Origin of the sequence: Enterococcus sp. DIV0174 (assembly GCF_050529065.1) — a bacterium.
Taxonomy (GTDB): domain Bacteria; phylum Bacillota; class Bacilli; order Lactobacillales; family Enterococcaceae; genus Enterococcus_B; species Enterococcus_B thailandicus.
In genome coordinates this window covers 758204-772926 of sequence record NZ_CP172881.1, presented here as the reverse complement: position 1 = coordinate 772926, position 14723 = coordinate 758204, and the positions used below count along the sequence as shown (strand labels likewise).

Annotated in this window: 11 protein-coding genes; 1 reads left to right on the top strand and 10 read right to left on the bottom strand. The window is 37.6% G+C overall.

Annotated elements, in window-relative coordinates:
- Positions 1–209 precede the first annotated feature (209 nt).
- Genes IGJ93_RS03845 through IGJ93_RS03835 form a run of 3 tightly spaced genes read right to left on the bottom strand, consistent with a single transcriptional unit; the run spans position 210 to position 4341 of the window.
- On the bottom strand, positions 210–650 hold the full coding sequence (locus tag IGJ93_RS03845) for a PTS sugar transporter subunit IIA (RefSeq protein WP_075491404.1): 441 nt from the start codon (positions 648–650) through the stop codon (positions 210–212).
- Between the two features lie 33 nt (positions 651–683).
- Positions 684–2720 (bottom strand): BglG family transcription antiterminator, encoded by a 2037-nt coding sequence (locus IGJ93_RS03840; RefSeq protein ID WP_430597010.1) that lies wholly within the window; start codon positions 2718–2720, stop codon positions 684–686.
- A complete protein-coding gene (locus tag IGJ93_RS03835) occupies positions 2686–4341 on the bottom strand; it encodes a PTS transporter subunit EIIC (protein WP_082904095.1) in 1656 nt (551 codons plus the stop codon). The genes IGJ93_RS03840 and IGJ93_RS03835 overlap by 35 nt, the downstream gene beginning before the upstream one ends.
- A gap of 296 nt (positions 4342–4637) precedes the next feature.
- On the opposite strand from IGJ93_RS03835, the gene IGJ93_RS03830 reads away from it, so the two are divergent.
- Positions 4638–4790 (top strand): hypothetical protein, encoded by a 153-nt coding sequence (locus IGJ93_RS03830; protein WP_169819337.1) that lies wholly within the window; start codon positions 4638–4640, stop codon positions 4788–4790.
- A gap of 26 nt (positions 4791–4816) precedes the next feature.
- Here IGJ93_RS03830 and IGJ93_RS03825 read toward each other — a convergent pair whose 3' ends face one another.
- The 7 genes from IGJ93_RS03825 to IGJ93_RS03795 all read right to left on the bottom strand — a co-directional run bounded on the left by IGJ93_RS03825 (position 4817) and on the right by IGJ93_RS03795 (position 14606).
- Positions 4817–7036, bottom strand: a complete 2220-nt coding sequence (locus IGJ93_RS03825) for a heavy metal translocating P-type ATPase (protein WP_376016103.1) — start codon at positions 7034–7036, stop codon at positions 4817–4819.
- Between the two features lie 22 nt (positions 7037–7058).
- Positions 7059–9242 (bottom strand): heavy metal translocating P-type ATPase, encoded by a 2184-nt coding sequence (locus IGJ93_RS03820; protein WP_071869141.1) that lies wholly within the window; start codon positions 9240–9242, stop codon positions 7059–7061.
- A complete protein-coding gene (gene copZ / locus IGJ93_RS03815) occupies positions 9239–9451 on the bottom strand; it encodes a copper chaperone CopZ (RefSeq protein WP_067483947.1) in 213 nt (70 codons plus the stop codon). The genes IGJ93_RS03820 and copZ overlap by 4 nt, the downstream gene beginning before the upstream one ends.
- A gap of 13 nt (positions 9452–9464) precedes the next feature.
- Complete coding sequence (locus tag IGJ93_RS03810; RefSeq protein WP_067483945.1) at positions 9465–9899, bottom strand: CopY/TcrY family copper transport repressor; 435 nt, start codon at positions 9897–9899, stop codon at positions 9465–9467.
- A 73-nt stretch (positions 9900–9972) separates the two neighbouring features.
- Positions 9973–10518 carry a topology modulation protein gene (locus IGJ93_RS03805; protein ID WP_071869142.1) on the bottom strand — a complete coding sequence of 182 codons (546 nt, stop codon included), beginning with the start codon at positions 10516–10518 and terminating at the stop codon, positions 9973–9975.
- A gap of 161 nt (positions 10519–10679) precedes the next feature.
- Positions 10680–12146, bottom strand: a complete 1467-nt coding sequence (locus IGJ93_RS03800; protein ID WP_067483942.1) for an amino acid permease — start codon at positions 12144–12146, stop codon at positions 10680–10682.
- 360 nt (positions 12147–12506) lie between these two features.
- Entirely contained in the window at positions 12507–14606 is a 2100-nt protein-coding gene (locus tag IGJ93_RS03795) for a heavy metal translocating P-type ATPase (RefSeq protein ID WP_411372637.1), read from the bottom strand.
- Positions 14607–14723 lie beyond the last annotated feature (117 nt).

Below are 14723 nucleotides of genomic sequence, written 5' to 3'. Positions count from 1 at the left end.
CCTACTCGCTATCTTGTCAGAGCTAAGCGTTTTGCGCCACAACCTTCGCCTCGGTGTTCCCCAAGCAACTTCTCGAAATAATTCATAACTGTCCAAAAACATGAAAAGCTATTTTTGTCAGTTGTTCATTATTTTTTCGAAGCTGAACGCTTGGCACCACAACCTTCTTTTACAGTTCACTAATATTCATTCATTTTAACTATAAATTTTCACTCAAACTTAGTGGTGCTTTTTTCCAAAATTGCTTGCACTTCTGACACAGTTTTCGCATCGCTTAACGCAATCACTTGTTCAATTTCCGCACAAAAAAATGCCAGTTCTTGTAACATTGGTAATTGCTGTTCCTTTTTGAAGGTAACCGCAAATAGAATTGTGGCAATTTTTGGCTCTTCTTTAGTTCCAAAGTTAACCCCATCAGGCACTTGGATAAGTGAGATGCCTTCTTTAACTACCAGTTCTTCGTTGCCATGAGGTAGGGCAACAAAGTTACCAATATAAACGCTCATCAATTCTTGACGTTCGATCATTGATTCAGTGTACCCCGCTTTTACCCAGCCTTGGTTAGTTAACCATGCCCCAATATTTGTCAGCGCATCTTGCCAATCACTGAAAGTTTGATTCAATTGAATTCTTTCTGTGGCTAATTCCATTTTTGTCTCCTCTCCGTTTCTTTTTTCATTCCTTTACTTTTTCATCTCATCAATCAAAATTTTTGCCAACAATTGATAGACGATTGCTTGATTACCTGACTGAAAAATTTCTAAGTTCAAGTCATTCATAATCATTGCTGCACTGATTTTTCCTAGTAAGCGGCTATCTGTTTCCTCAATTGGTGAGGGAGCGAGCATTAGCATCATTCGTTCAAGCGTGATTGATTGCTTGTCCATTCCTTCAATTGTGATTGGTTGCTTCAACTCGAAGATACAAAAAACTGGAGCTGCCACTGCTGAACTAGATGTGTGAAACAAGCCCATAGTTGTTTTAGGAATCCCAATTGGTGATTGTTGATACCGTCGCATTAATTTTTCTTGGACGTCTTTTTCATCTGTAAGTAAATTCGTTGGTAAAAAAGAAAGAACCTGCTTTATAATCTCACTTAGTTTGTCTTCATTACTGATTTCTTGAATAAAAAAGCGAGAAAGTAACTGATTGATTTTTTCCATCACAGCTAAAGTTTGTTCGTATTGATCTGCTAAAATTGGCTCAGATGTAGTCGTTTTTTCTGCTGGCAAAGGATGAGCGCTTCTCACTTTTTGAAAAGCTTGTTTCAAACGTTTGATTTCATCTTCTAACAATAAGGGTGACACCAACAAATAATTTCCTGTGTATCCCGGTAAAATGGAAGTCGAAATGACCACATCATATGTTTTTTTAAGATTTACTTTTTTGATATCTGCAATCCGATAAAATTCCAGTTGACTAATCGAAGGAAAATACCGTTTCAAGCGCATTTCTAGCATACTAGTTGAGGCCAAACCACTTGGAGAAAAAGCGGCAATACGGATCGAACTTTCTTTTGGACTACGTTCAAGTGAACTAGCAAAATGTAAAACCATATAGGCAATTTCTTCATTGGATAACTGTTTTTCTTGAAAGACTTGATTAACTGCGGATCGAATGGCGGTAGTCAGTTCCTCGTATTGAACCATGATTTTTTCAAGAATCGGATTCGTCAACGTTTCTTCTTGCAAAATCGCTCGAGAAAATACCCCAGACAAATGTGTTAGTAACATTTTATAAAGGCTTTCATCTTCATAAAAACGTACATCTGTTTCTTCGCTAACTAATGTAATCAGCTGTTTTACTAGATAAGCAAGCTGTGTATCAAAATGTTCATCAAAGAAATCTTTATCAAATGAATTAGAAAAATCATTCAACAAACTTGCAAAAAAGACAATTTCATTCACTGGATAAAGTTGTTGGCTTTCTTTTCCGATAATAGCAAAAAGTCGCTTGGCGATTTGTAAAAACTCTTTATTGGCTAAACCTAAATATGTTTCATTCGTCAAAAACTGATTTTTTTTCACCCGATCCATCGTCAGCGTCAATATCAAAATCAGATGTGCTAATTTGCGGTCACTCAGCTCATTTTTTTTGCCAATCAGCTCTTCACTAATCATCTTTCTCACTAAAAAGAAATTTTCTAACTGAATAAATTGAAAAAAATAATTTGAACTTTTTTGTTCTTTCATCAGATGAAACAATTCATATTCATTAATTTCCAATTCCAACACATTCGCCGCCAATAAACGTCGATATTTTTCTGGGCCAACGATTTCATATCCTTGGTTACGAACAATTTTTAAAGGCAAGTGTTCGATACTTGCTTCAAGTTGCTTGATATCTGCATAAAATGTTGTATTACTGACTAAATAAGTTTCCAAAAAATGTGCTAAACTCAACGGCTGTGCTGTCAATAAAATCGCTAATAAAATCGCATGTTGTCGCTCCAATGTCGAAAGCTCTTCGCCACCTTCATCATTGATTTCTGCTAATAGTTTCGACTTGGTTTCAGTTGTCGCATCAATCAAGAACGAACCACGCGTTACTTTTTTTAATTGCGCATCAACTGCTTTCAACGATAAAGCTAACTGATCTAGCTCACGATAAACTGTTCGCTTGCTAACTTTTAAGACCGTCATCATTCGATCTACGGACACTGGTGTGGAACTGTGTAACAACTCACTAATCAATTGTTTTTCCCTTGTGGACAAGTACATGCTCAACTCCTCCTTTCATCCATTGTTCATAGGTTGTTGTTAAAACGAAATGTTCAACTAAAACAATCTTGGAGAGTTCTGCTAACTGGGGATACTTGTGGAAGAAAGCAGTTGTAGCAACATAAATGGTTTCTTTTTCGCCTACTAACTGTTCAATTGGTAGCTTGCTAATGGAAAGTGAGCGTCCCTGTTTCTTCGCTAATTGTGCTAGGATCGTCATGCCCATCGTTTGTGAGCCTCGAATATTTTCAGCGTATAAAAACACAACCTTTTCAGTTTCGTTTCTGTCCATTTCTATGGCAATTTCTGCGGATTTCTCCATGTGAGTAGTTGTTAAAAGAAAGCTTTTAATCTTTGGTAAAGAATTCTCTACTTCCAAAAAGTGATCCAAGGAGAGAATTTGGCTATTTGGTGCTTGCTGTTGTGCGAGCACTGTCAGTTCACTTTGAACAATAATTAGTTGATCTGGTTGATCTTTGACTTGATAAATCGAAGCATAATCAACGCTTGCAGGTAAGTTTGCGACTTGTAGTTGTTTCTTTAATAGCGCAGCACCCATCGCACTTGAGCCCATTCCCGAATCACAAGCAAAGATAATTTTTTTATTTTTCGCTAGTTGCATTTCTTCACGTTCCTCATCATTTGACTTTTCTTGTTCAACATTCACTGCTTCTTTCCTTAGTAAAAACAATGCACAACTAAACGTCACTAGAATACTCACTAAAATACCAAAGCTAACGGCTAAAAGCTGATTTGTCGGCGTATTCGTCAAAATAACGATTAATGAGCCCGGTGAGACTGGCGCACTTAACCCTACATGCAATAACTGAAACAGAAAGGTTCCGCTAGCACCGCCCAAAATGACTGCCAATACAAGTTTTGGTTTGATTAATACAAAAGGGAAATAAATTTCATGGATACCACCAATAGCTTGGATCATTAGCGCACTCCCTGCATTGGTTTTGGTTTCTCTTCTTCCCTGAAAAAGAATCGCAAGCAACACACCAATCCCAGGCCCCGGATTCGCCTCCATCAAGAATAAAATTGATGAGTTTTCTTGTTGAGTAAATTCAATGCCAAGTGGTGTCAAAATTCCATGATTGATAATATTATTAAAAAACAATACTTTGAGTGGTTCCAACAAGACATGAGCTAACGTAAGCATTTTCATTTCCGTCAACCAAAGAATAGCTTGTGAAATCATTTGGCTAACCGAAGAAATGAGAGGCGTAATCACAATCATTCCCAGCAGACAACATACACCACCGATGATTCCTACAAGTAAATTATGAATCAACATCTCGTATCCAATCGTAAACTGTTCTTTAACTTTATTTTCAAAAAAATCATACACTTTTCCTGCTAACGTTCCCATAATCATGGCTCCCACAATTTGTGGCGCAGTTGAACCAACAATGATTCCTAGCGTAGCAATTGCGCCAACAATTGCTCCACGTTGATTTCCAGTAATTTTCCCACCTAGATAACCAATCAAAATCGGTAATAACAAATGAAGCATCCACTCGCTCACTTCATTCAGCCTCTGGGCTAATTCTCCAGAAAAATAAGGCGTTAGAAAAGAAAGAAATCCCCAAGCAATAAAAATACTTAGGTTTGGCATAATCAATTGGCTCAATTTATGTCCAAGTTTTCGTAGTCCCAAGCTTTTGGTCGTTATGTTTTCTACCAAGTGATTTTCCTCCCCACTTCCTTACACTTCAGGATGATCATCTGAAGAGTCACTATTAAAGTATAACAAAGAACCCAAAGCGTCCACAAAATTTTTATGTAGTTCACATCTAATCTATTCTTTTTTAGAAAACTTCTTGACATATAGTTAGGTACCGAACTATAATCGAAACAAGAAAATAATTCGGTACCTAACTAATTATTTTTGTATGAATGGAGGTTCTACAAATGAGTGAACTTTTACAAAAGTCGAAAAAGAAAATCCACGAAAGTCAAACACTTTCATTAAAAGAAATTGAAAAAGTAAAAATCGAGCTTGAAGCTAAAGCACGATTATTTCAAACAAGCTTTGGATTAATCAAAAAAGGAGTGATGGCCTAAGCTCATCACCCCTTGGTTTATCTAACTTATTTGATTTTCAAAGTCAACGCGTTCAAAGCAACTACGACTGTGCTGAGTGACATCAAGACAGCACCAACAGCTGGGCTTAATAAAATACCAATTGGCGCTAAAATCCCGGCAGCCAAAGGAATTGCGATAATATTGTAGCCTGCTCCCCACCAAAGGTTTTGAATCATTTTTCTTCTTGTTTGTTTTGCTAAATCTAAGAAATGCAAAATATCATTGGGATTACTATTGGTTAAAACGACATCTGCTGAATCAATTGCCACATCTGTTCCGGCACCAATTGCCATACCGATTGTTGCACGAGCTAGACTTGGTGCATCATTGATCCCGTCACCAACCATAATGACTTTTTTACCTTGTTGCAAATAATTTTGCACGATTTTCTCTTTATCATCAGGCAACAATCCCGCATAAAAATCATCGATTCCTAAATAATGTGCTACTGCCTGAGCAGCACTTTCATTATCACCGGTCAACATGACTGGTGTGATTTTGCGATCTTTCAATGTTTGGATAAATTGTTTTGCTTCTGGTTTCACGACATCACCTAGTGCAATCATTGCCACCAATTGGTCTGCTAAAAGTAAAAAGCTAATCGTATTTCCTTGTTCTTGATAACTGTGGAGTAACTCTGGTTTTACAACGAAGCCAAGTCGTTTGATTTCTTTTTCATTCACGATTTTGACTTCCTGATTGTTCACCGTGCCAGCTAAGCCAACACCTGCTAAATTTTTCAAATTTTCAGCTTTAGCTGGTGTAATTTTTTGCTCTTGCAGATAGCTCATGATCCCGATTGCTAATGGATGGTTGGCATTTGCTTCTAGCGCACCAATCATTTCAAGTGCTTCCTGTTTCGTTACAGAATCAGTTAGCATTTCAACACCTGTGACCGTAAATTTTCCTTGCGTCAAGGTTCCGGTTTTATCTAACATGATGACATCCAAATCAGTGGCTTGTTCTAAAGCATTGCGATTTTTCAACAGCAAGCCGTTTTTTGCAGCAATTGATGTTGAACGAGCTACAACTAAAGGAATTGCCAAACCTAGTGCATGGGGACACGCAATAATAAAGACCGTCACCATTCGTTCTAACGCGGTAGGTAAATCGGCAACAACTAGCCAAATAATAAATGCTAAGATCCCTGCAATCAACGCAACGTAAAACAACCACTTAGCAACCTTGTCTGATAAAGATTCTAATTTTGATTTTTCACTTTGTGCTTTACGAACCATTTCCATTACTTTCGCAAGGTATCCATTTTCACCTGTACCCGTAACTTTGATTTCAATCGTGCCTTCACCATTGACTGATCCGCCAATTACGCGGTCATCAACTTGTTTTTTGACTCCTTTTGATTCACCCGTAACAGCTGATTCATCGACAATCGTATTTCCTTTGATGATGATGCCATCTGTCGGCATTTTATCTCCTGAGCGTACGACTAGATGATCACCTTCATGAACTTCTTTCAAAGAAATTGTTTCTTCCGTCCCATCTTCTTTGATTCGCTTAACTGATTCAGGCAATAACTCTGCTAGCTTTTGCAACGCATTACTTGCATTTGAAACAGCATTCATCTCAATCCAATGGCCCAGTAACATAATGACGATTAAAGTAGCTAATTCCCAGAAAAAGTCCATCACATGTGCATGTGGGTTAACTAAATTCGCGATAAAAGAGTACAAACTATAAATATATGCAACAGAAATCCCCATTGCAATCAAGGTCATCATTGCCGGACTCTTTTTCTCTAATTCCATTTTGGCACCACTTAAAAATGGTTGACCACCATAAACAAAGAGAATCGTAGCTAAAACAAGGACAACCCATTCAGAACCAGGAAAGCTGATTTGAAAAGGCAGTTCCAAGCCCATCATTGGTGACAAAAGAATGATTGGAATAGCTAAAACAAGGGACAACCAAAATTTCTGCTTAAAATTCCCCATATGCATGGAGTGATCCATCCCACCCATATCGTGGTCATGCATATGTCCATGCATTGAATGATCCATTCCGCTCATATCATGTTCGTGATTCATTCCTTCATGCTTCGAGTGATCTATCCCACCCATATCATGCTGATGCTTTTGCTTGTCCATTTCTTGCTTTTCATGAGCCTCCTGACTCGCTGAATGCTGCTCATCGTGAGACATCTGATCCTGCATCATTTTTTCATGATCGTGTTTCGACAATTCATTCTGTTTTTCTGATTCTTTCATCTCGATCCCTTCTTCACTTCAATTATTTTTTCATTTTTCGATTCAAACTCAATGAATTAAGTAGCACACTGACTGAACTAAATGCCATCGCGCCACCAGCGATAATCGGATTCAACAAACCAAACGCAGCAAATGGAATCCCAATTGTATTGTAAACAAAAGCCCAAAAAAGATTTTGTTTGATTTTCTTCAACGTAGCACGAGATAGGTCAATCGTTTGCTCAACAGCCATTAAATTGCTATTCATCAAAGTAACATCCGCTGTTTCCATGGCAATATCCGTTCCACTTCCCATCGCTAAACCAACATCAGCTAAAGCAAGAGCTGGGGCATCATTGATTCCATCACCAACCATGCCGACTTTCTGACCCGTTTGTTGTAATCGTTGAACATAAGCGGCTTTCTCATCTGGCAGTACTTCCGCAAAAATATGATCTGAATCAAGCCCTACTTGTTTACCAATCACATTAGCAGCAAGTTTGTTGTCACCCGTCACCATGTACACTTCGATTTTTTGTGCTTGAAGTTTTGCAATTGCTTGTTTTGCTTCTGGTTTTACTGCATCAGCTACTGCAATCAATCCTAAAACTTGCTTCTCATCAGCCAAATACATGACTGTTTTTCCTTCTCGTTCTAAGTGTAGCGCTTGTTCTTCCAATGACGCAACTGATAGGCTTAATTGAGCTAAGCGTTTTTTTGTCCCAGCAAAATATTCTTGCTGATTGATTCTCCCACTGATTCCGGCGCCCGGATGTGCAGTAAATTCACTCACTTCATAAGGAGCAATCCCGTTTTTTTTGCTATAATCATTGATTGCTTTTGCTAAAGGATGCTCGGAAGCTTGTTCCAAACTATGAAAGAGTTTAACAACTTCTGTTGAACCAATCACATCAGTTACTTGAGGTGCTCCTTGTGTAATCGTTCCTGTTTTATCTAATAAAATACTCGTAAGTCCCGCCGCTTCTTCTAACGCTTCGCCGCCTTTAATCAAAATACCATTTCGTGCGCCGACACCTGTTCCAACCATAATTGCTGTTGGTGTTGCCAATCCTAAGGCACAAGGACAAGCAATCACTAAAACGGATACGCTGTGAATCAAAGCCAATTGCCAATCACCTGTAAGCCATCCAGTTAAAACCAACGTAAAGAAAGCAACAACTAAGACTACAGGTACAAAAATACCAGAAATACGGTCAGCAATTTGTTGAATTGGTGCCTTACTTCCTTGGGCATCTTCTACCATTTGAATGATTTGAGCTAACACGGTTTGACTACCGACTTGGGAAACTTGAATTTGTACTAGACCAGTCGTATTCACTGTTCCTCCAAAAACGGCGTCACCAAGATGTTTTTCCACCGGCAAACTTTCCCCTGTCAACATGCTTTCATCCATCGCACTACTTCCGTAAATGATTTTCCCATCTGTCGGAATTTGCTCACCAGGGCGAATCACTAAACAATCTCCCACTGTAACGTCTTCGATCGCAATCGTTTCTTCGACACCATCAACTAATTTCTGAGCTGTCTTCATCTGTAGCGACATCAATTGCTTGATAGCATCGCCTGTCTTGCTTTTGGCTGTATGCTCTAAATATTTTCCTAATAAAATCAAGGTGATGATCATACTGCTACTTTCAAAATACAAATCATTGGTTGTACTTGAAAAAAATCCGTTATAAATGCTTAATAGAAAAGCAGCAGTCGTTCCAAGAGCGACCAAAACATCCATGTTTGGTGCCTTGGTTTTCAGTGCATGATAGGCACCTTGGTAAAAACGTGCACCTACGTAAAACTGGACGGGAAATGCCAGAAGCAGTTGGACCATTGGTTGATGGAAAAATTGAACAAGTGCGCCATGATTTCCTAACACCATGGCAATCATTGATGCCATTAATGGAAAAGTTAAGAGTGCGCTTAAAAATAAATCTCGTTTCATTTTTCGTAAGTACGCTTTTTTTTCTTCAGCAATTTTTTGTTTGTGTTCTTCGTCATATAAAATTGCGCCGTACCCAATTTTTTCGACACTTTGAATCAATGCCTCAGAAGAAGTCTCAGCATATTTGACACTTGCTTTTTCCGTTGCTAAATTGACCGTTGCCGAAATCACTCCTGGTTGTTCTTTTAATTCTTTTTCCACTCGTGCAGAGCAGTTTGCACAAGTCATACCAGTAATCACCAAGGTAGTCATTTGTGGTGTTTCAGTCATTCAATCACCTCTGCAGGATATCCTAGTGCTGTAATTTTTTCTTTGATTTGGTCTGATTGAATTTGACTTTCGTCGAATTTGACCATGCCCTTCGCTTTTTTCAGATTTACTTTTACCTTTTGAACACCTGGTAATGTTTGAAGTGTTTCTTCAACCTTTGCTACACAATGATTACAGCTCATACCTTGAATTGAAAATTGTTGTTTCATCCTAAATTCCTCCTTATGATTTACACGTACATTGTCCGGGGATACAATTGCAAGCAATTGTTGCCACTGGTTCTTTTTGTTGCAACTGTTCCATAATTTTATCGATATCTGCTTGTGTCAAAGTGGCTTCTTCCACTAGGTCAGCAATCGTCTCACCAACTTTTTTTGCACAAATATGTGAAAATAAATTTTCTGTTGCGCTACGAACCGTTTCCATTTCAGAAACTGCCGGATGATAAATAAATTTTTTCCCCTCTTGCTGCGTCCACACAACTTCTTTTTTCACTAGTCGGCCCAGTAACGTTTTGACAGTAGCAGCTTTCCAGTCCATTGAATCCGCTAAAATTTGAGTGATCTCTTGCGCAGTCGTTTGGTTCAATGTCCAAATCACTCGCATTACTTCCCACTCAGAATCACTAATTTTAACAGGCATTTTCGTTTTTACCATTGCTTTCACCCCTCTTCGTTTACACTTGTAATCTTTAAAGACAAACTTAGTTTACAACTGTAAACAAAAACTGTCAACTCTCTTTACTTCTTTTTTGCTCGATTAATTTTTGAAAGAAAATTTTTTGATCTCTTTTGCTTTTTAGAATGATTACTTGTAGTTCATTGGGTTGCTCCTGCAAAATTTGTTCTAGTCTCACTGCTTGGTTGTTGGGAAATCGCCAAATGTAGAGAAGAAAATCTAAGTATTCTCGATCAAATTTTTCCTGAAATGTTTTTGGCATATCTGGTCTAGAATCTGGATTATTTTTTCGTTTGATTGAACGAGAAATTACTCGAAACAAGGACAGTAGACGTGGTACTTTTAAGAGGATAAGTATGTCCGCATGTTGGAACCGTAAGTCACTTGTTCCTAAATAATTGCCATCCACGATCCAGTTTTCATTTGTGCGGATAAACTTTTCTTGCTCTGCCTGAAACCAAATTTGAGCCTCTTCGCTATAGTCTGTTTGATGCCACAAAAAATCCAGTGGCAATAAACTGGCTCCTGTTACTTGTTGAAGTTTCCGAGCAAATGTTGACTTCCCTGAACCAGAATTGCCCATGATCAAATAATTCATTGATAAATCCTCCCTCTCTATTTTCTTGATTTCATTCCTACTTATGAATATGTATAGTTTTTACGATACACAAAAAAATAGGATCTGACAAACTAATCACTAGTTAGCTTGTCAGACCCTATGGCAACTTATTCTTTCACTTTTATTACTTAATTACTGAATTATGCTTGTGGAATTGTTTCTGATACAGGAACTTCTTTGTTCTTATCACGACGTGCAATCGCAGGTAAGATCATTCCTAGTAAAATCAACACAATTGGTGTAATGATATTTGAAATCAATTGGAACCACCAAGCTTTTGGATCAGCTGCGTATTCGATTTTTGGAACCATACCTAAGATACAAGCAAATGCTGTAAATGCAAAACACCATGCACCGAAGATATAACCGATTTTAGGATTCTTAACAAATTTATACTCTGAAGTGAATTTTTTATATGCTTTATTCAACATCATGTAAGCCAAGAATACCCATAGATAACGCATTGGCATTACAACTGAGTTTAAGTTAGTCAACCATTTAACTAATTCATTCATGTCTTTGATACCGAAAATTGGTAGTAAGATAATGATACTTACTAAAATCCCTGTTAAGAAATAACCGTTGACCAAAGTCCCTTTACGATTACGTTTACGCAACCAGTTTGGTACGAACTCTGGATCAGCATCAGCTAACAAGATTTTTAGTGGCGCGTCAATTGAGAAGGCCAAAGCAGAAATTTGCCCAACCATATTTGTTAACGCATAGATAATCATTAGTGCATTTCCAATTCCATAGTAATTACCTAAAATTTGGAAGGCACTGTAAGCACCATTTGCCATTAAGTCTTTGGGAATATTGTCACTTGCAAATAGCATACCCATTGCAACTGAACCTAATACTGCACAAACACCAACCATTGCTGCTAAGAAAATCATTCCTTTTGGAAATTCTTTTGCAGGATTTCTTGTTGAGTTTACGTAAGGAGAGATTTTTTCTGCTCCACCTACTGCGAAAACTAACATTGAAACGGTTGTGAAGTAACTAAAATCAAATGTCGGAATATATGTTTTCACTTGATTCATATGTGGTGTAGCAAATTCCATTGTTGGATTGATGAATGGTGCTGTCACTGCTAGTAAGATGAATAGTAATGACATCACGAACATCGCAGTTCCTGCTAATCCACCGATTACTTTCAATGTTGATAATCCTTTAGTTGATAAGTATAAGAACGCTAAAAAGATTACTAATGAAATAATAGCAACTAATTGAACAGACATCGTATTCACGATATCTCCATTTCCTTGGACTGCCCAGCCAGCGGCAATCAAAATTGCTTGTGGTTTTTGTGCCAAATAAGGAATATGCACAACCCAATAAGTCCATGCAGCGTAATAAGCTAGTCGTTTATTGGAAGTTGTATTTTCAACCCAAGAGCTTACGCCACCTTTACTATCTTTAAATGTTGAACCTAATTGGCCAACAATCAAAGCATAAGGAATAAAATAGATTGCAAGAATCAATAGCCAAGAAGTAATAACGGAAATCCCTTGTTGTGCATAGTTATTCACAACATTTCCCATACCCCAGACCATATTGAATGCAATCAATGCAACTGTGAACCAGCGCAGTTGTTTGTCGTTCATTGTCTCTCTCCTTTGATATAAAGTATCTATTGCACCATGTAATAATAATCACTTTTTTTAACTGTCGCAATAGTTTGTTATTTTAAGTGTGCATTCTTTTATCATAAACACATCATTTTAAAATTATTTTTTCATCATAAAACCAGAAAAATATTTTTTGTTCAAAAAGTTTTCGTCTTATGATACTTGCAAGACATAATTTTCTGAAAAATGAAAATACATTTTTGTTTGCTGCGACTTCTTTTAAAATTACATGAAAAAAATCCAAGAGACCAGCAACAGTGATCTCTTGGATTCGAACATACGTTATTTTTTAGAGCGATAACAAAACTTTTTTACGCATATTTAATTTATCAATATTCATTCATTTAATTTTTTCACTCGCAAACATCTCATTGCATTCAAAACAGCAATCACCGTTACCCCGACATCTGCGAAAACAGCATCACCCATTGAGGCAAAGCCTAATGCACCAAGTAGTAAAACTAGAACTTTCACACCAATTGCAAAGACAATATTTTGTTTTACAATTCGTAATGTCTTACGAGCTACTCGCATCGCGTCTGCAATTTTTGAAGGTTCATCGTTCATGATTACAACATCAGCTGCTTCAATTGCCGCATCGCTTCCTAATCCGCCCATGGCGATTCCGACATCTGCTCTTGCTAAAACGGGAGCATCATTGATTCCGTCACCCACAAAAGCTACTTTGCCAGAACTTTTTGCAAGAATCATTTCTAATTTGTCAACTTTATCTTGAGGAAGCAATTCACTATAAACTTGATCAATTCCTACTTTTTTACCTACAGAATCAGCAATCTTTTTCGCATCACCTGTCAACATGACTGTTTCTTTGACGCCAGCTTTTCTCAACTTATTCATTGTTTCAATTGCATCCTCTTTTAGTGCGTCTGCAATCAATAGGACGCCGACATATTTTTGATCAATCGCAACATAAAGTAATGTCCCAACTTCTTCACTCGTAGAAAATGCAATTTGTTTACGTGCCATCAATTTCTGATTACCAACTAAAATATCATGAGCATCAATCACTGCTGAGATTCCCTCACCAGCAATTTCTTCTACTTGTTCACTTACCAATAAAGGACCTTGGTAAGCAGCCAAGACTGATTGAGCGATTGGATGTGTAGAATATTGTTCGGCACTCGCTACATATTGCATAAAAGTTGTTTGATCCATCGTTGTTTCAATTGTTTGAACTGAGAATTCACCTTTAGTTAACGTCCCCGTTTTGTCAAAAACGACTGTTTCTGTTTCTGCAAGTAGTTCAAGGTAGTTACTTCCTTTAACCAATACCCCAATCTTACTTGCGCCACCTATCCCACCAAAGAAACTCAATGGGACAGAAATCACTAAAGCACAAGGACAAGAAATAACTAAGAACGTCAATGCTCGATAAATCCATTCAGAGAATACGGCACCAGGAACCACTAATGGTGGCACAATTGCTAACAATACCGCTAAAACAACTACGATTGGTGTATAGTAACGCGCAAATTTAGTGATGAAATTTTCGGCTGGTGCTTTCTTACTACTAGCATTTTCAACTAATTCCAATAACTTACTGATTGTTGATTCACCATAAGTTTTCTCAACACTCATTACGATAGGTTGATTTTTATTGATAAAACCGCTGAGAATCATTTCTCCACTGGTTACTTTCCGCGGAACAGATTCTCCAGTTAAGGCAGAAGTATCAACCATAGATTCACCTTCAATAATCTTTCCATCTAGTGGGACTCTTTCACCAGGCTTGATTAAGACTTGTTGTCCTAACTCAACTGCTTCTGGTGAAACATTCTTCCAGCCTTCAGAAGTTTGGACACGGGCTGTATCGGGGCGAATGGCCATCAGTTCACGAATAGATCTTCGTGATTGTTTGACCGCAAATCCTTGGAAATATTCACCTACTTGATAAAATAGCATTACAGCAACTGCTTCAGGATATTCGCCAATAATCATTGCACCAATTGTCGCAATCGCCATCAAAAAGTTTTCATCAAAAATCTGACCCTTGGTTATATTCATAACAGCTTTTTTTATTACATCAAAACCAATTAATCCATAAATAAGGAGATAACCAATTAGGCGAACAATACCAGTTGGCGAGAACCAAATCAAAAGGCCCATTCCTAATGCAGAGATAAGAATACGAAGCAAATCATTTCGACTATTATCATGCTCATGATTATGTCCGTCTCCGTCTTGGTGATTATTTGTAATCTCACTAACCGCCACATCCGGTTCGATTTCTTTAATTGCTTGCTTCGTTTTCGTTTCAACTGTTGCTAAATCTGCTTCGTTTGCAACAATTCGCAACTTACCAGTAGTAAAGTTTACATTTGCTTCCTTCACACCTTCAATTGTCTGTACTTTTTTTTCAATTTTCATTGCGCAATTTGCACAATCTAAGCCATCTAATCGATAATCTTTATTCATTTTCTTTCCCTCCTTGCAATACACATGAATAACTCTTCATAAGTAATTATAAATGAATGTGCATTCATATGTCAACTGGAAGCCTTCTCTTTTTTTCTTTTATTTGACATTTTTCTT

What these genes read in the sequence shown, in the direction of transcription:
- IGJ93_RS03845 (WP_075491404.1), bottom strand. Translation starts at nt 650, where the DNA reads ATGGAATTAGCCACAGAAAGAATTCAATTGAATCAAACTTTCAGTGAT.
- IGJ93_RS03840 (WP_430597010.1), bottom strand. Translation starts at nt 2,720, where the DNA reads ATGTACTTGTCCACAAGGGAAAAACAATTGATTAGTGAGTTGTTACAC.
- IGJ93_RS03835 (WP_082904095.1), bottom strand. Translation starts at nt 4,341, where the DNA reads ATGCCAAACCTAAGTATTTTTATTGCTTGGGGATTTCTTTCTTTTCTA.
- IGJ93_RS03830 (WP_169819337.1), top strand. Translation starts at nt 4,638, where the DNA reads ATGAGTGAACTTTTACAAAAGTCGAAAAAGAAAATCCACGAAAGTCAA.
- IGJ93_RS03825 (WP_376016103.1), bottom strand. Translation starts at nt 7,036, where the DNA reads ATGAAAGAATCAGAAAAACAGAATGAATTGTCGAAACACGATCATGAA.
- IGJ93_RS03820 (WP_071869141.1), bottom strand. Translation starts at nt 9,242, where the DNA reads ATGACTGAAACACCACAAATGACTACCTTGGTGATTACTGGTATGACT.
- copZ (WP_067483947.1), bottom strand. Translation starts at nt 9,451, where the DNA reads ATGAAACAACAATTTTCAATTCAAGGTATGAGCTGTAATCATTGTGTA.
- IGJ93_RS03810 (WP_067483945.1), bottom strand. Translation starts at nt 9,899, where the DNA reads ATGGTAAAAACGAAAATGCCTGTTAAAATTAGTGATTCTGAGTGGGAA.
- IGJ93_RS03805 (WP_071869142.1), bottom strand. Translation starts at nt 10,518, where the DNA reads ATGAATTATTTGATCATGGGCAATTCTGGTTCAGGGAAGTCAACATTT.
- IGJ93_RS03800 (WP_067483942.1), bottom strand. Translation starts at nt 12,146, where the DNA reads ATGAACGACAAACAACTGCGCTGGTTCACAGTTGCATTGATTGCATTC.
- IGJ93_RS03795 (WP_411372637.1), bottom strand. Translation starts at nt 14,606, where the DNA reads ATGAATAAAGATTATCGATTAGATGGCTTAGATTGTGCAAATTGCGCA.